Genomic DNA, 16,961 nt, shown 5'->3' with positions numbered 1-16,961 from the left:
AAGATTGATTTAGAGTAGATATATACATGCCATTCAACCACAAAATGACGAAATGGCATTAAAAATCTCCATCAATGGGGGGAGGAGCCACCATTGATGGAGTAAGGGAGATGATTTAAGGCTTGAATACCACCATGCCGTACGCTTAATTAGGAGGGAAGTCGTACGACATGGGACTATTCACCTATAACTAGGTCAATAGCCCGCACCATCTATTCCATGCTGCCATGTATAGTCTCTATGTTAGATTTCATCATATTGTAATATGAATCTCCTTTAGAGCCTTCTTGTCCAATTGAATCGGTATATACTTCACCATAGATATCTTTCTTTGTTTCTTCGCTTAAACTTTGCATACTTTTCTTATCAACACTTGTTTCTACTAATAAATGTTTAAGTTTATTATCTTTCACGAATTCAATTGCTTGTTTCATTTGTTCTGGAGTACCTTGTTTTTCGGTGTTAATTTCCCAAATATAACCTGGTTTGATGTCATATTGTTTAGAGAAATATTTAAAGGCACCTTCACTTGTTATCATTGCTCTGCGATCTTTTGGAATATCATTGAATTTTTCATGACTTTCTTTGTTTAATGATTTCAACTTAGCGATGTAGTCTTTACTGTGAGATTCGATATCTTCTTTGTGATTTTTATCATGTTTTAATAACGCATCACGTATTGTTTCAACGTATTTAATGCCATTTTCTAAACTTAACCATGCATGTGGATCTTGTTTAGATGCATCACCCTCAGCGTCATTTAAATATAGTGGTTTTACTTTGTCTGAAACCTTAACAACGCTATCATCTTTAGTTGATTTATTTGCTTGTGAAAGGGCCTTGTCGAACCAACCATTACCTGTTTCTAAATTCAAACCATTATAGAGCACGATATCGGCATCAGTTAAAGCTTTGATATCTTTTGGTTTCACTTCATATTCATGTGGATCTTGGCCAATAGGCACAATGCTGTGGATGTCGACATTATCGCCGCCAGTATTTTTTACCATATCGTATAAAATTGAGTTAGTAGTAACGACTTTTAGTTTTTCATTTGAATTTGTGTCACTTTTTCCATTACTACATGCACCTAAAAATAATAATAGGATAAGTGCAATTGATATTATCTTTTTCATAGTTGTTGTCCTTTCTGATTGAAAATATTTAATTTGTTTAAAATGAAAATCATGATATAAATCACAAACGCACAAAAGACAATTGTGGCACCGCTTGGAATATTGTAAATATAACTGATATATAAACCGACAATTGCACTAATCGTACTTATTAGACTTGAGATCATCATCATGGTATGTAATTTCTTTGCGATAAGAAATGCTGCTGAAGCAGGGGTGATGAGTAATGCTACGACTAATATAATGCCGACTGTTTGAATACTTGCCACAGTAACAAGCGATAATAATAACATTACGAAATAATGAAAGATGGTTGTGTTTAACCCACTCATTCTACTAAATACTGGATCAAATGTAGATACCATTAACGGTCTATAAAAAACAATAATCAAAATCATTACAATCATACCAACAACGACAGTTGACCAGAATGTAGATTGTGTGACAGCAAGTAAGTTACCGAATAATATATGATACAAATCGGTGGTACTATTAATCAAACTTATTAAAATCACACCTATAGCTAAGAATGCAGTAAAACTAATCCCTATAGCAGCATCTGGTTTGGTCTTACTATTTTTAGTAATGAAACCAATAAAGATACTCGCAATCATCCCTGTAATTAGTGCTCCGATGAACATTGGTATACCAAATAAAAAAGACAATGCAACACCTGGTAATACGGCATGACTCATCGCATCTCCCATAAGTGAAAGTCCCCTTAAAACAATAAGACATCCAACAGTGCCACACACAATTCCAACGACGATTGAAATAATCAATGCGTTACTTAAAAATTTATAGTCTAGCAAATGCTGTAAAAATTCCATAATAAGTTAAATCCTTTCTATGATGTTAAGATGTTCCGTTCTGTACTGTGGCATTTAAAAATGTTTTGTTTAAATGTTCAGGTTGCATAGCGGTAACACTGTCCCCAAAAAAACGAATGGTTTTGTTTAATAGGATGACGCGATCGAAATATGCTTCGGTTTTAGAAAGGTCGTGATGGACAATGAGCAATAACTTACCTTGTTCTTTTAACTTGCGTAACTGTTGCATAATGATTTGTTCGCTATGAAAATCAATTCCTACAAATGGTTCGTCTAATAAATACAATATACTTTCAGACATTAATGCACGTGCTACAAGTACACGTTGTAATTGACCACCGCTCAATTCTGAAATTTGACGGTGACGTAAATCTTCTAATTCCAAAGTTTGCATCAATTGATTTAGCCGCTGCCTTGTTGAAGACGTGATCCATTTAAACCAACCGATATCTTTATATGCTCCTGATAAAACTACATGTTCCACATTGATAGGAAAGTCCAAATCAATGTGCGCTTTTTGAGGAATATAAGTTACGTATTTCAAATTATTTTGTATGTAATCGTCATTTAACAGCGCAGAACCAGTCGGCTTAAATTCGCCAATAAGTGATTTGATTAATGAAGATTTCCCGGCGCCATTTGGACCCATAATACCAATGATTTCCCCCTGAATAGGTATGGATAAGTCGATATTTTGAAGTACTTGTTTATTCCCCAGTGATAGATTTAAGTCTTTTACCTCTAACATTTTGACCTCCTTAATAATAATTTTAGGTTAACCTAATTTATTTTATAATATACCATGAACTTTTAGCGTGTCAAGTTGATTCATGATACAATAAGGTGAATGATTTGAGAGGTGAGATAATGCTAACTGAAGAAAAAGAAGACTATTTAAAAGCGATTTTAACGCATGATGGCGACCACACTTTTGTTTCGAATAAGACACTATCCCAATATTTAAACATTAAGCCACCATCTGTTAGTGAAATGGTTAATCGTTTGGAGAAGGCAGGGTATGTTGAAACAAAGCCATATAAAGGCGTGAAGCTTTCTGAGACAGGTTTGACTTATACATTAGATATCATTAAACGGCATCGATTATTAGAATTATTTTTAATTAAAATACTGCAGTATAATTGGGAAGAAGTGCATCAGGAAGCGGAAGTATTAGAACATAAAGTGTCTCACTTATTTGTGGAGCGGTTAGATAAAGTATTAGAATACCCAATCACATGTCCACATGGCGGTATTATTCCAAGAAATAATCAATATAAAGAATTATATACAACCAATTTATTGTCATTTAACACAGGTGACAAAGTTACAATAAAACGTGTGCGAGATAGAACGGATTTATTAATTTATCTATCAAGTAAAAACATATTAATCGATGAAAGTATTGAAATTGTAAGTAAAGACGATACAAATAAAGTTATTATTGTTAATAAAGACCAACAAGTTACCGTATTAAGTTATGATAATGCCGAGCATATATATGCTGAAAGTTAAATATATAGATAACTGCGTATAACATAAATGGTAGTGTTGCAAAGCGGCTTGGTTTACGTAAAAAAGCAACTTCTCAATATTTGAGAAGTTGCTTTCAAACTAACAATATTTAACAAACATTATCATAATATAGCGTCAGTGCCACATGTCATATAGCAACATAGGATTGGAATAGTTGATAAATTGTAAATAAATTTATGGCTATCCATATGCAACTAAATAATGTTGTTGGTAAATGTGTGAGTTCTTTTAATGTTGTGCCATCCCATGATACAGGTTGACGAGAAAATGTTAAGTTTAAAATTGTCCAAGATGACTGTAATACTTCGCCGAGAAGCACACCTAAAATAAAATGATAGGTGATGGCTACAATATAAAGCATCATATATTGATTATCGGTTTGCAATAAAAAATATAAGAAAGTAATTAGTAGTATAACGATAAAGATAGGGAATAATTTCCTAGATGTTATCACTAAAAAGTAAATAAAAATGAATAAGTAGGCTGAAATAAATAAGCTTGGGTATTGATATTCCAGAGCTAAAAATCCTAAAAATAACATGAATGGTGGCATGATATAACCACCAAATGTAGTGATAGCTTGACCCACTCTCGATTTAGATTGTGTTATTGCAAACCCTTGTTGAGAAGTTTCTCTACGTTCTGTAGGATTGGCAACGATGACTAAATCTTTTGCTTTACCGCCACTGATTTTATTAAATAAAATATGGCCGAATTCATGTGTTAACACAGGTATGTAATTAACATAAATATCGAGTATCTGATTAACAGATTTATGTCTATAGCTGTGTATAAGAACATAAAGAAGTGCGATGATTAGAACCCAAATTAAGTTGAGCTGTATAGCAGAACTAAAAAATGCTTGTATTTTTGTCATAATTTAACCTCGGTATCATATTTCGACAATCTCATTCGTGATAAAGAGTATTGTCATAGCATAATATTAAGTATAAAATAATTTGATAAAGAAAGCATTTGGACTTTTGATGTAGATTGCGCTTCAAGTTGAATTTCAATAGTGCTAAAGTGATCGCCATCGTATAGAGCCGTCTTGAATTGGTAATCAGCAACGCTTCTGTTATAAAAGTAAATTTAATTTTTGTCCTGTGTAAGTAATGGATATGTTAATATGGCAATAATAAGTTGATAAGATGTATTTGAGTGAGGAGATTCTATATCATGACGGAGAACAACAGTATTAATAAAGTTGATGTGTTATCTGTGTTTTTTGATAATGTCACATTAATGGAAATGCGCAATCATATCAAGCGTTTTTTTTTAGCAGATAAGACGAAAAATTTATTTATCGTTACAGCTAATCCTGAAATTGTGGATTATGCTACCGAAAATGAAACATATCGTAAATTAATTAATAGTGCTGACTATGTTATTCCAGATGGCACAGGTATCGTTAAAGCGGCGAGAATACTTAAAACACCACTTAAAACACGCGTACCAGGCATTGAATTGATGGAAGAGTGTTTGAAAATCGCACATGCCAATAAGCAAAAGGTTTTCTTATTGGGAGCGAAAAACGATGTTGTTCAGAAGGCAGAACAAGAACTTTCCAAGAAATACCCCAACATCAATTTTGATGTTCATCATGGCTTCTTTGACTTAGCAGATGAAATGGTGTTAAAACAAGTCACGTCATTCGATCCCGATTATGTTTTTGTGGGCATGGGCTATCCAAGACAAGAACAATGGATAGAACGACATGCGCATCGTTTTAACAAAACACTTTTTATGGGTGTTGGAGGATCTATAGAAGTATTGAGTGGAACTAAGAAGAGGGCGCCCGTATTATTTCGAAAGCTTAATTTAGAGTGGGTATATCGCTTGTTTATTGATTGGAAACGTATCGGAAGAATCAAGGCAATTCCAAAATTTTTATACAAAGTATTTAAAATGAGATTATATAAATAAATTGGAAAAGGTCAGTTTCATCCACGGATGAAACTGACCTTTTTAATATATAGTCGCTTATTTTACAACAAATCTAGAATTATCTAAATCATTTCTGAATTTTTTTTGTTCATTTTTAGAACGTTTTTTAAATTCATTTAAGAATTTTTCATATTCAGGAAGCACTTCATCCAATTCGCCAAATTGTTTGAGCTTACCTGCTTCAATCCAAGCAATTTTAGTACAAAATTCACGTACTTGTTTCATGTTATGACTTACAAAGAAAATCGTTTTACCTTGTTCTTTATATTCAAATATTTTATCTAAACATTTTTGTGCAAAGGTCTGGTCACCTACAGATAACGCTTCATCAATAACGAGAATATCAGGGTTGGTTGTTATATTGATAGAGAACCCGAGCTTAGCACGCATACCACTGGAATATTTTTTTACAGGTTGATATATAAACTCACCTAGCTCACTAAATTCAATGATTTCAGGTGTGAGGGCTTTAATTTGTTTGCGCGTGAACCCCATACATAGCATTTTGAACTCAATGTTTTCAATGCCAGTGAGTTGACCGTTTAACCCAGCACTAATCGCAATGACACTGACGTCACCATCACGTTGGATAGCGCCATCTGTAGGAGAAAGTGAGCCACCAATCATATTACTTAAAGTTGATTTACCAGAACCATTGATACCTACTAAACCGATGACATCTCCTTCATAAGCAGTTAATGATAGGTCATTTAAAGCATAAAATGTCTTGTTCTTATGAAAAGGAACAATGACATCCTTTAAGCGTTCTTTATTATTACGATAAATACGATATTCTTTAGTTACATGTTCAATGTTAACCGATACATTCATATTTTTACCTTCCTTGTTTGCAGTTAGCTCTATTATATTATACATTATATTAGTTGTTAAATTTATTAACCTATTGTAAAGTAAGTGAGTACAATTTTACAAAAGTTTTCATATACAGTTGTTAAATTTTACTGAATATACATTATAAAATCAACTATTAAAGATAAAATTATAAAATATAAAGTTACGAGGGCTTTAATCTAAATTTATAGCAACTATTTTTTCATTATTTAGTATACAAAAAATCCAACTTTATAACATCTTTTAACATTAACTAATTTACGAAGGTGAATGAAAGTTGTTATGATAGTAACAAAGCGTATAGGGTAATAGAATATCATAGTGTCATAAGTAGATAGTGATAAGCAAATCGATTGAAAGTGTGGTTTATTTAAATGAATGCAGTGTGGGTAGTTTTTAGAGAGCATTTTAAAAATTTCTATCTTATACAGAGACTTGCGCAATTCCAAGTGAAAATTACGAATACGAATAACTATCTAGGCATGGCTTGGGAATTAATTAACCCAGCGATGCAAATAATGGTTTATTGGTTTGTATTTGGCCTTGGAATTAGAAGTAATGATCCTATAGACGGTGTGCCATTTATTTATTGGTTACTCGTGGGTATAAGTATGTGGTTCTTTGTTAACCAAGGTATCTTAGAAGGTACAAAATCAATAGCGACGAAGTATAATCAAGTAGCGAAGATGAATTTTCCATTATCCATTATTCCTTCTTATATTGTGATGAGTAGATTCTATGGTCACTTAGCTTTACTGGTTGTGGTTATTTTAATATGTATGTTGGCAGGCTATTATCCAACAGTATATACGTTACAACTGTTCTTATATGTACCATTTGCACTCATATTAACAACAGCGATTGCATTATTTACATCGACATTAGGTGTACTCGTCAAAGATACGCAACAAGCAATTCAAGCTTTGATGAGAATGGTGTTTTTTGCGTCATCTATTTTAATCGTGCCTCCAGAAGGTATTGTAAAAGATGTAATGAAGTTAAACCCAATATATTACCTTGCAGAAGCGTATCGTTCTGCTGTGTTACATAAAGAATGGTATTTTATTACACATTGGGAATTAACGCTATATAATTTCTTTATCATCTTGTTGTTATTTATCGTAGGTTCGTTTCTTCATATGCGTTATCGAGATCATTTTGCAGATTTCATGTAATTATAAGTATAGTTTAGATAGGGAAAATGCTGAATGTTCAACAAGTAAGTTATTAAAATGCTAGCAAAGTATAGATTACTTTGCTAGCATTTTATTTTTTATATTCTATACATTTGATGACGGATACAATATTTGGAAACTTGTTTTATTGAAAATATTTAAGTGTATTTGATTGTGCTTAAATTGAAAATGTAATTTTAAAAAGGATTTTTCTATAAATTTATACTTATAGTAGCTATAATATAAACAAACGTAGTGTAAATGAATGGCGGTGGACATAGTGAGACAAATGATTAAAAAACTGTATATGACAATCATTAGCTTTTTGAATTTAATATATATGAAGAAGAAAATACAAGATAGACATATCGTCATCATGATGACATTTGCTGAAGATGTATATCCGATTATTGAGGCATTATATAGAAAAGGCTATTTAATTACTGTGATTGGAAATGATTCGAATCGAGCATACATACAACAATTTGAAAATATTAACTTTATATCTACAGGCAATAAACGCGTATTCAAACATATTAAAGCACTCAGTACCGCAAAGGTTATAGTGATTGATACGTATTATTTAATGCTTGGTGGACTGAAGAAAAAACCCCAGCAAACTGTTATTCAAACTTGGCATGCAGCAGGTGCGTTGAAGCATTTTGGTTTAACTGATCATCAAGTGGATTTATCAAATACTAAAATGGTTACACAATATAAAAATGTCTATGGCGCGACAGATAAGTATCTTGTAGGTGGAGAACCAATGGTTGCATGTTTTAAAGCTTCTTTTGACGCAACGGATGAACAATTTTTAAGAACTGGTTTGCCAAGATTAGTGCCATATACAACGCTAGATATAAAAAAAAGACAGCATGAATTAAAAAAACAATATGGTATAGAAGGTAAAGTGGCTATATATGTACCAACGTATCGTGAACATAAACAAGCTAACCGTAATATTGATAAAGGTGAATTTGAAGCAGCATTACCAGAGTATACTTTGCTTAGCAAACTTCACCCTTCAATTGAAACGGAAGCACAAACAACGATACATTTACAAACATTGATGATTTTAGCAGATGTTATAATTAGTGACTATAGTTCTTTAGCAATTGAGGCTAGTTTGTTAGGTAAACCAACGGTATTTTATGTTTATGACGAAACACAATATGAGCAAGAACGAGGGCTCAATAAATTTTATAAAGCAATACCTGAAGGTTATAAGGCATATAGTGAAACAGAACTTATAGAAAAAATAAGTGCGAGTGATGTACAATTATCTCCTTTATTTGATGTTTGGCATGAATACAATACGCAAGATAGTTTAACGAACGTAATCAATGAGATAGAGAAAATGGTGAAAATATGAAAATTTCAATTATAATACCTGTGTACAATGCAGAAAAAACAATTCGAAGAGCAATTGCATCGATTGATACGAAACACCAATATGAAATTATTTGTATCAATGATGGCTCAACAGACAATAGCAAGCGTGAATTAGAAAAGTTACAAAAAGAATACAAACACGTCATTATCATCAACCAGACCAACCAAGGTGCAGCTGCAAGTAGAAATGCGGGCATTGCTAATATGACAGGTGATGTATTTATGTTTTTAGATGCAGATGATGAATTTTTACCTAGTAGAATTGATTTCATGGCCGATTATTATCAACAGGATGATGACGTAGACATTGTCATTGGACAAATAGGGCGTGAAAAAGATGGTGACTGGCAAACAATCTATTCACATCAGGCTATTCAAAAGCTTGATAAAGTGAATCTTGGACAATGCCCAGATATGATGCAATCTATTGGCCCAGGCGCTAAGATGTTTAACGCTAAATTTGCGGATTTACGCTTCGATGAAGATGTCGTCTTCTGTGAGGAGCATACATTTATCATTAGCGCGTATAAAAAAGCACGTGATATTCAATTATTACCAGATGTCGTTTACGGTTATAATGAACAAGATGGCTCTGTTACAGACCAACGTACGGATCAATTTGTTTCATATATGCAAGATGCGGTTAAAGTGAGAGCACGCGTGATGGATATATTATCACTCAGAGAAGCAAGAACATATTACAGTTACCGAATGGATGAGCTCATTGTCAGTTATTTGTTACAAGCATACGTTGAGAAGAATGCTGTGATTACGAAACAATTACTGGATTTAGTTACAACATATATCAATGAAATGCAGAAAACAGATTACGATGGGAAAGCGATGTTCAGAATAGTTAAAGTAGTTGAACAAGGTAGTAAAAAATGGAATAAAGCAATGTATCAGCAGTGGAGAGATACATTGTTAAGGGTTGGCATTGGGAGACCCAATTATTATCGTTTTAAAGCTGAGTTACTACCAAAACGTGCGCGATTCAGAGGGAAAATGAAGTTGAAACAACTTTTAAACCGATAAAAATAGTCGATATTCGTAAAGTTAAGTGTAGTATGCTATAATTTTTAAAAATGTAAATTTTAAGTTAATCTTTTGTTAAGGAGTACAGTTTATGAAACGAGTAATTACCTATGGTACATATGATTTGTTACATTATGGCCATATTGAATTGTTAAGAAGAGCTAGAGAAATGGGTGACTATTTAATAGTTGCATTATCAACAGATGAATTTAATCGTATAAAAAATAAAAAATCTTATTATAACTATGAGCAACGTAAAATGATGTTAGAATCTATACGTTATGTTGACCTTGTAATACCGGAAAGTGGTTGGGGTCAAAAAGAAATAGATGTTGAACGTTATGAAGTAGATACCTTTGTCATGGGTCATGATTGGGAAGGCGAATTTGATTTCTTAAAAGATAAATGTGAAGTGATTTATCTGAATCGTACAGAAGGTATTTCTACTACTAAAATTAAAAAAGAATTATATGGTGATAGCGAGAAATAAAGCGTTCTATCACTAGTAGAACAAGGGTTAAATGAAAAGGTTGTTGAGATTAGCATTCTAATTTCAACAACCTTTTTTATGTGCAAGGTATACCTCTTAAAGGTTTAAAAAAATGATAGATTCTATACATCTAGAATCTATCGCAAGATAAAGTTTGAAGTTATTTGTTGTTGCGTGATTTTCTTCTGAAAATATCAATAATCAAGTAAATAACGATTGCTATCGCAATAATGATTAAAATCGTACCCAATAATGTTAATATTGGATGGTCATCCCAAGAAGATTTTACTATCGTTGTAGTTTGATGAACGAGCGGCTTATTCACATTAACAGTTGGTGGACCATATTTATCTGAAATAAATTTACGGTCATAGTCAATGTGTGCTTTTTTATCTTCAATGACTACTTTGTAGTCTTGTTTATCAAAATCTTTAGGCAATACATCGTAAAGGTCTTTTTCAACAAAATAGGTCTTGCCATTAATTTTCTGTTCTCCTTTAGATAATACTTTTTTATATTTATATTGATCAAAGGACATATTCATTAATGCATTTCCCATCATATTACGCTGTTTTTCACCACCGAGGTTTTTATAATCACCAGCCCCCATGATAACTTGATTAATTCGGAAACCTTCACGTTTAGTTGTAATCGTGTGATTATAATCAGCGATATCACTTGATCCTGTCTTTAATCCATCAGTACCTTCTAGACTCATGTCGGCACCTTCAAGTGAATGGTTAAACGTATAGTAAGTTACACCGTGTTGCGTCGGTGCAAGTTGTTTTGTAAAATCTAAAACTTTAGGCGTATCTTGAACTGCATGTTGTGACAAAATACCAAAGTCTTTGGCAGTTGAAGTGGTATTGTCTTCATTTTTATATTTTTTAGGTGCAAAATCTTTTAGTTGTTTATTTTCAGCACCTGTCGGATTCACAAAATGTGTATCATTCATACCTAATGATTTTGCTTTTGAATTCATTTTATCCGTAAAATCAGAAACATTACCAGATACTTCCTTAGCCAAAATAAGCGCAGCAGCATTACTTGAGTTAGATACAGTAATTTGCAACAACTCTTTGATTGTGTAGGTTTCACCAGGATAAAGTTTCGTATTACTTAGTTCTGGTAGTGTTGACATTCTGTAGTGGTCATCAGTCATCTTAACTTTATCGTTTAAAGACAAGTCCCCATGATTTACTGCATCAAGTGTTAAATACATTGTCATTAATTTAGACATTGAAGCAGGATACCATGTCTTATTCATATTGTATTGATAAAGAAGTTGACCAGTTTGAGCGACGTTAACGGCACCTTCTGGTTGATATGACTCGGTTACGTTGTAACCGTATTGATTTGCCGCTTGTGTAGGTGTAATACTTTCGGCCTGCGCAAAAGGTGTTATAATTGTACCAATGAAGAGTACAGTTATCATAGTTAGTATAAACTTTCTCATAATTACATTCCCTCTTAATATATTCAGTTTTAGTGTGATAGAGATATTCTAGCATAATGCAAACTTATAATAAAACTTAACCCTATTAATTTTTAAGTATTTGTGGAATGTAAAAGAGTTGTGTAAAATAGATATGCCTTGTAATGTTACAAACACAATGAGGTTTTATAAAACATACCTGCTCATTTATAATGTAAGTGAAATAAAAAATTTAAAAAGAGGTAATAAACATGAAGCAAGAGAATCCATTATTCTACTTATTCAAAAAATTATCATGGCCAATAGGTCTTATCATTGTTGCCGTATTGATCTCTTCATTAGGTAGTATCACCGGGCTACTAGTACCGTTATTCACTGGTAAGCTTGTTGATAAATTCTCATTTGAAAATATGAACTGGATGTTTGTCGCTGGATTCATCTCTATCTTTATAATCAACGCCTTATTAAGTGGGATTGGATTATATTTATTAAGTAAAATTGGTGAAAAAATTATTTATGCGATTCGCTCTGTGTTATGGCGCCATATTATTCATTTGAAAATGCCATTCTTTGATCAAAATGAAAGTGGTCAATTGATGAGCCGTTTAACGGACGATACGAAAGTAATTAATGAATTTATTTCTGAAAAATTACCTAATCTCTTACCATCTGTGCTAACTATTATTGGTTCTATGGTGATGTTATTTGTAATGGATTGGAAGATGACCTTATTAACATTTATTACGATACCAATTTTTGTTTTAATTATGATTCCGTTAGGTAAAGTGATGCAAAACATTTCTAAAAAAACGCAGTCTGAAATTGCTAATTTTAGTGGTCTATTAGGACGTGTTTTAACTGAAATGCGATTAGTAAAGGTCTCGCATACTGAAGATTTAGAATTAGATAATGCGCATAAAAATTTAAAGGAAATATATTTTTTAGGATTGAAGCAAGCTAAAGTCACAGCAATTATTCAGCCTATATCAGGTGTGATTATGTTACTGACAATTGCGATAATATTAGGCTTTGGTGCGATAAGAATTTCGTCAGGTGCAATTACTGCTGGAACACTCATTGCTATGATATTCTATGTGATTCAATTGTCATCACCGTTAATTAATTTATCAACACTCGTTACTGATTATAAAAAAGCGGTCGGTGCCAGCAGTCGTATCTATGAAATTATGGAAGAACCGACGGAAGCATTACATGTAACACAAGAAAATAAAATTACTGATGGCAGTTTAATATTTGAAAATGTGGACTTTAAATATGGTGTGAAACCCATTCTGTCCGATGTGAGTTTCGAAATTCCGTCAAGTAAAGTCACTGCATTTGTTGGACCATCCGGTTCAGGCAAGAGTACGATTTTTAATATTATAGAACGCATGTATGATATTGAAAAGGGAGATATTACATATGGTGGCAAGTCAATTTATGATATTGCATTAGGAGATTGGCGTGAAAAAATAGGCTACGTTATGCAGTCTAATTCGATGATGAATGGCACAATCAAAGACAATATCTTATATGGTATTAATCGAGAAGTAACTGATGCAGAACTGATACAATATGCAAAATTGGCAAATTGTCATGAGTTTATTGAACAATTTGAAGATGGTTACGATACAGTAGTCGGTGAACGTGGACTGAAACTATCAGGTGGTCAACGACAACGCATTGATATCGCCCGTAGTTTCGTAAAGAATCCTGATATTTTGTTATTAGATGAAGCTACAGCTAACTTAGATAGTGAAAGCGAGCGCAAGATACAAGATGCTTTAGAAGAACTAATGGAAAATAGGACGACAGTTGTTATCGCGCACAGACTTTCTACTATTAAAAAAGCTGAACAAATTATCTTTATTGATGCAGGTAAAGTAACAGGTAAAGGTACACATGAAGAACTTATTTCAAATCATGAAAAATACCAGCAATTTGTAAATACACAAAATTTAACAAAATAAAAAGACTAAAAACGACTTCATTTGATTAGTAAATGGAGTCGTTTTCATATTAAAAGACGAATGTTAAAGATGAACAAGAACCACAAAATCAATATTAATCGAACTATAAAATAGTTATTTTATATAAAGTACATGCGTGCTATAATTATTGTGAATTATTAAAAGCAATGTTTTGAAATCGTATAATGCATTATTAATGATGAAATTATAAAATAGGGATTAGGAAAATGTAAGGAGTTTAGCATGTTAAAACTTAATAACGCAACTGTGCGTTATAAGTATAGACATATTTGGCTAATCTACATTTTCTGAATACATATCGACAGAGATACTTTCAAACATACATTGTGGGCAATGATTTAAATTAGAAATGGTGGGTGTATTATGTTCTTAGTGATTAACATAATTGGGTTGTTTGTGTTTTTAGGGATTGCAGTCTTATTTTCTAGAAATAAGAAGCATATTCAATGGAAATCGATTGCTATTTTAGTAGTGTTAAACTTATTCTTAGCATGGTTTTTAATGTACTTTCCATGGGGGAAGATGGCAGTACAATCGTTGGCAAATGGCATTTCTTGGGTAATTGATTCGGCACATGCAGGGACAGGCTTTGCATTTGCTAGTTGGGTGAAACCTGGTGCGATGGACATGGCAGTAAGTGCTTTGTTCCCAATTTTATTAGTTGTACCATTATTTGATATTTTAATGTACTTTAACATTCTGCCAAGAGTAATTGGGGCGATTGGTTGGGTCTTAGCAAAAATCACACGACAACCTAAATTCGAGTCATTCTTCGGTATTGAAATGATGTTCTTAGGTAATACAGAAGCATTGGCTGTTTCAAATGAACAGCTAAAACGTATGAAAGAAACACGTGTGTTAACAGTTGCTATGATGTCAATGAGTTCAATATCTGGAGCAATTGTTGGAGCATATGTTTCGATGGTACCAGGTGATTTGGTGTTAACGGCAATTCCATTAAATATTATAAATGCGATTATCGTTTCATCCATATTAAATCCAGTCACTTTAGAAGAGAAAGAAGATATTATTTATAGTATTCAAAATGATGAAGTAGAGAGACAACCTTTCTTTTCATTCCTAGGTGACTCAGTGCTTAATGCAGGTAAATTGATACTAATTATTGTTGCCTTTGTTATCAGTTTCGTCGCATTATCAGATTTAATCGATCGAATGATTAACTTACTTACTGGTATTGTTGGTAACTGGGCAGGCATTAAAGGTAGCTTTGGCCTAGATCAAATTCTCGGTGCATTTATGTATCCTTTTGCCCTGTTGCTAGGCTTACCATGGGATGAGGCATGGATTGTTGCACAACAAATGGCTAAGAAAATTGTTACAAATGAGTTTGTTGTTATGGGGCAAATTAAAGATGTAGTGGATTCCTATTCGCCGCATAGACGTGCAGTTATCACAACATTTTTAATCTCATTCGCTAATTTCTCAACTATTGGCATGATTGTTGGTACATTAAAAGGTATTGTAGATAAGAAAACGTCTGATTTCGTATCGCAATATGTACCCATGTTATTACTTGCAGGTATTTTAGTGTCATTAATGACCGCAGGCTTTGTTGGCTTATTTGCTTGGTAAACATAATTAGTTATGTAAAATTAAGGACTAATCCGCATTAACAAGGGGTTAGTCCTTTTCATTTTAAAACGATAGCATATAGATTGTGCATGCTTGTTTGGGATAGGCTCTGAGTCTATTGTTCTCATTTGATACAATGTTGCAAGCGTGTATTGCATTATACATGGTTTTCTAGTAGGTAAATTAGTCCCCGTATAACCGTATAAAAAATGAGTTGAATGATTCGAGAGAGCACATCAATAAAATGACAAAAAAACCAAGTAATTGAAGTGAGGAGACACATTCGTCATTACTTGGTTTTTACGGGAAATGAATTAATTGTACATAATTAGTAAGGACTAGGTACTAAATATATACTCGAGCAAAAATTGTTTTGTTTGTTACTATAAACAACACAAAGGAGATGGCTTCTTATTGGCTATCAATAAGAAGATAAATTGTATTATAGCAAACAGAAATGTAAAAGTAAACAGAAATTTCAGAATTTTTAAACTTTAGATGATTGCATTATAAAACAACCGCAGTTTTATAATGTTTTAGAGTGATGTTTTCCCCTGTTGGCGCAATATAGATGTTGTGGTATTTATGATTATTTGCTAACATTCAATTGATTGAAGTAAATTCAAGGGGGTCGTGTGGGTGAATAAAACAGTACGTGATTTAATATTAGTCGTTGTGGGATCGTTTATATTTTCGGCAGGCGTAAATACATTTATTATATCTGCTGACTTAGGTGAAGGAGGCGTAACTGGTATAGCTATCGTTCTTTACTATGCCTTTCACATTTCTCCAGGTGTAACCAACTTCGTATTTAATGCGGTACTTATCGCTATAGGCTATAAATTTTTAAGTAAAAGAAGTATGTATTTAACAATAGTAGCAACAATACTCATTTCAATATTTTTAGAATTAACAGTAAGTTGGAAGATTGAAACTGGAAATATTCTCGTCAATGCAGTATTTGGTGGTACATGTGTTGGTCTCGGTATAGGAGTTATTGTTCTGGCTGGAGGAACAACCGCTGGGACAACGATTTTAGCGCGTATAGCCAATAAGTATTTAGATGTAAGTACACCTTATGCATTACTGTTTTTTGATTTAATTGTTGTGGCGATTTCGCTAACAGTTATTCCAATCTCAAGTGCACTTGTCACAGTTATTTCTTTATATATTGGAACTAAAGTGATGGATTACGTTATAGAAGGTTTGAATACGAAGAAAGCAATGACAATTATTTCAAGTAAACCTGATGAGATTGCTAAGGTGATCGATGAACAAGTTGGACGTGGACTTACTATTTTAAATGGACGCGGTTATTTTTCTAAACAAGAAAAAGATATCCTATATGTCGTTATAACTAAGACACAGGTAACACGTGCGAAACGTTTGATTAAAAAAATAGATAACGAAGCTTTTTTAGTCATACACGATGTACGTGATGTTTATGGTAATGGTTTTTTAATCGACGAACATTAAAAGCGAATTAATTTTTTTGAGCCCTCAATTCATGACATATTTCATGATTGGGGGCTATTTCTATACGTAATTGTTT

At 32.8% G+C, this 16,961-nt stretch carries 15 protein-coding genes; 9 read left to right on the top strand and 6 right to left on the bottom strand.

Features of this window, described 5'->3' with window-relative positions; genetic code table 11:
- Window positions 1-212: 212 nt before the first annotated feature.
- From mntC to BTJ66_RS03130, 3 genes are read right to left on the bottom strand one after another with little or no spacing between them, the layout of a single operon-like run.
- Window positions 213-1,136 (bottom strand): manganese ABC transporter substrate-binding lipoprotein MntC, encoded by a 924-nt coding sequence (gene mntC, locus BTJ66_RS03140; RefSeq protein WP_099089540.1) that lies wholly within the window; start codon window positions 1,134-1,136, stop codon window positions 213-215.
- Complete coding sequence (locus BTJ66_RS03135) at window positions 1,133-1,969, bottom strand: metal ABC transporter permease (RefSeq protein WP_099089539.1); 837 nt, start codon at window positions 1,967-1,969, stop codon at window positions 1,133-1,135. The genes mntC and BTJ66_RS03135 overlap by 4 nt, the downstream gene beginning before the upstream one ends.
- Window positions 1,970-1,991: 22 nt before the next feature.
- Window positions 1,992-2,714: a metal ABC transporter ATP-binding protein gene (locus tag BTJ66_RS03130; RefSeq protein ID WP_099089538.1), complete on the bottom strand. Its 723-nt coding sequence runs from the start codon at window positions 2,712-2,714 to the stop codon at window positions 1,992-1,994.
- A 119-nt stretch (window positions 2,715-2,833) separates the two neighbouring features.
- Here BTJ66_RS03130 and BTJ66_RS03125 point away from each other — a divergent pair, with 119 nt between their 5' ends.
- The gene (locus BTJ66_RS03125; protein WP_099089537.1) at window positions 2,834-3,478 is read left to right on the top strand and encodes a metal-dependent transcriptional regulator; all 645 of its coding nucleotides are present in this window, start codon (window positions 2,834-2,836) and stop codon (window positions 3,476-3,478) included.
- Window positions 3,479-3,626: 148 nt separating this feature from the next.
- Here the strand turns inward: BTJ66_RS03125 and BTJ66_RS03120 are convergent, their stop codons facing one another.
- Window positions 3,627-4,376: a M50 family metallopeptidase gene (locus BTJ66_RS03120; protein ID WP_099089536.1), complete on the bottom strand. Its 750-nt coding sequence runs from the start codon at window positions 4,374-4,376 to the stop codon at window positions 3,627-3,629.
- Window positions 4,377-4,678: 302 nt separating this feature from the next.
- Between BTJ66_RS03120 and tarA the strand changes: the two genes are divergently transcribed.
- On the top strand, window positions 4,679-5,425 hold the full coding sequence (tarA, locus tag BTJ66_RS03115) for an N-acetylglucosaminyldiphosphoundecaprenol N-acetyl-beta-D-mannosaminyltransferase TarA (protein WP_099089535.1): 747 nt from the start codon (window positions 4,679-4,681) through the stop codon (window positions 5,423-5,425).
- Between the two features lie 57 nt (window positions 5,426-5,482).
- On the opposite strand, the gene tagH is transcribed toward tarA, so the two are convergent.
- Window positions 5,483-6,277, bottom strand: a complete 795-nt coding sequence (gene tagH, locus BTJ66_RS03110) for a teichoic acids export ABC transporter ATP-binding subunit TagH (RefSeq protein WP_099089534.1) — start codon at window positions 6,275-6,277, stop codon at window positions 5,483-5,485.
- A gap of 395 nt (window positions 6,278-6,672) precedes the next feature.
- Here tagH and BTJ66_RS03105 point away from each other — a divergent pair, with 395 nt between their 5' ends.
- From BTJ66_RS03105 to tagD, 4 genes are all read left to right on the top strand, one after another.
- Window positions 6,673-7,473: an ABC transporter permease gene (locus BTJ66_RS03105; protein ID WP_099089533.1), complete on the top strand. Its 801-nt coding sequence runs from the start codon at window positions 6,673-6,675 to the stop codon at window positions 7,471-7,473.
- Between the two features lie 280 nt (window positions 7,474-7,753).
- Window positions 7,754-8,845, top strand: coding sequence for a teichoic acid glycerol-phosphate primase TarB (gene tarB / locus BTJ66_RS03100; RefSeq protein WP_099089532.1), 1,092 nt, complete (start codon window positions 7,754-7,756; stop codon window positions 8,843-8,845).
- A complete protein-coding gene (locus BTJ66_RS03095; RefSeq protein WP_099089531.1) occupies window positions 8,842-9,900 on the top strand; it encodes a glycosyltransferase family 2 protein in 1,059 nt (352 codons plus the stop codon). Before tarB ends, BTJ66_RS03095 begins: the two co-directional genes overlap by 4 nt.
- A gap of 91 nt (window positions 9,901-9,991) precedes the next feature.
- A complete protein-coding gene (tagD, locus tag BTJ66_RS03090) occupies window positions 9,992-10,390 on the top strand; it encodes a glycerol-3-phosphate cytidylyltransferase (RefSeq protein WP_099089530.1) in 399 nt (132 codons plus the stop codon).
- 160 nt (window positions 10,391-10,550) lie between these two features.
- Here tagD and pbp4 read toward each other — a convergent pair whose 3' ends face one another.
- A complete protein-coding gene (pbp4, locus tag BTJ66_RS03085) occupies window positions 10,551-11,846 on the bottom strand; it encodes a penicillin-binding protein PBP4 (protein WP_099089529.1) in 1,296 nt (431 codons plus the stop codon).
- 230 nt (window positions 11,847-12,076) lie between these two features.
- On the opposite strand from pbp4, the gene BTJ66_RS03080 reads away from it, so the two are divergent.
- From BTJ66_RS03080 to BTJ66_RS03070, 3 genes are all read left to right on the top strand, one after another.
- A complete protein-coding gene (locus BTJ66_RS03080; RefSeq protein ID WP_099089528.1) occupies window positions 12,077-13,795 on the top strand; it encodes an ABC transporter ATP-binding protein in 1,719 nt (572 codons plus the stop codon).
- A gap of 384 nt (window positions 13,796-14,179) precedes the next feature.
- Window positions 14,180-15,409: a NupC/NupG family nucleoside CNT transporter gene (locus BTJ66_RS03075; RefSeq protein ID WP_099089527.1), complete on the top strand. Its 1,230-nt coding sequence runs from the start codon at window positions 14,180-14,182 to the stop codon at window positions 15,407-15,409.
- Window positions 15,410-16,048: 639 nt separating this feature from the next.
- On the top strand, window positions 16,049-16,885 hold the full coding sequence (locus tag BTJ66_RS03070) for a YitT family protein (RefSeq protein ID WP_099089526.1): 837 nt from the start codon (window positions 16,049-16,051) through the stop codon (window positions 16,883-16,885).
- The last annotated feature ends 76 nt before the right edge of the window (window positions 16,886-16,961 follow it).

This window comes from Staphylococcus edaphicus, from assembly GCF_002614725.1.
GTDB lineage: Bacteria > Bacillota > Bacilli > Staphylococcales > Staphylococcaceae > Staphylococcus > Staphylococcus edaphicus.
This window is presented reverse-complemented; position numbering and strand designations above follow the sequence as displayed.

Coding starts and splice junctions, on each gene's coding strand:
- BTJ66_RS03095 (WP_099089531.1), top strand. CDS start 8,842: ATGAAAATTTCAATTATAATACCTGTGTACAATGCAGAAAAAACAATT.
- pbp4 (WP_099089529.1), bottom strand. CDS start 11,846: ATGAGAAAGTTTATACTAACTATGATAACTGTACTCTTCATTGGTACA.
- BTJ66_RS03075 (WP_099089527.1), top strand. CDS start 14,180: ATGTTCTTAGTGATTAACATAATTGGGTTGTTTGTGTTTTTAGGGATT.
- tagH (WP_099089534.1), bottom strand. CDS start 6,277: ATGAATGTATCGGTTAACATTGAACATGTAACTAAAGAATATCGTATT.
- BTJ66_RS03105 (WP_099089533.1), top strand. CDS start 6,673: ATGAATGCAGTGTGGGTAGTTTTTAGAGAGCATTTTAAAAATTTCTAT.
- BTJ66_RS03080 (WP_099089528.1), top strand. CDS start 12,077: ATGAAGCAAGAGAATCCATTATTCTACTTATTCAAAAAATTATCATGG.
- BTJ66_RS03120 (WP_099089536.1), bottom strand. CDS start 4,376: ATGACAAAAATACAAGCATTTTTTAGTTCTGCTATACAGCTCAACTTA.
- tarA (WP_099089535.1), top strand. CDS start 4,679: ATGACGGAGAACAACAGTATTAATAAAGTTGATGTGTTATCTGTGTTT.
- BTJ66_RS03125 (WP_099089537.1), top strand. CDS start 2,834: ATGCTAACTGAAGAAAAAGAAGACTATTTAAAAGCGATTTTAACGCAT.
- mntC (WP_099089540.1), bottom strand. CDS start 1,136: ATGAAAAAGATAATATCAATTGCACTTATCCTATTATTATTTTTAGGT.
- BTJ66_RS03130 (WP_099089538.1), bottom strand. CDS start 2,714: ATGTTAGAGGTAAAAGACTTAAATCTATCACTGGGGAATAAACAAGTA.
- tagD (WP_099089530.1), top strand. CDS start 9,992: ATGAAACGAGTAATTACCTATGGTACATATGATTTGTTACATTATGGC.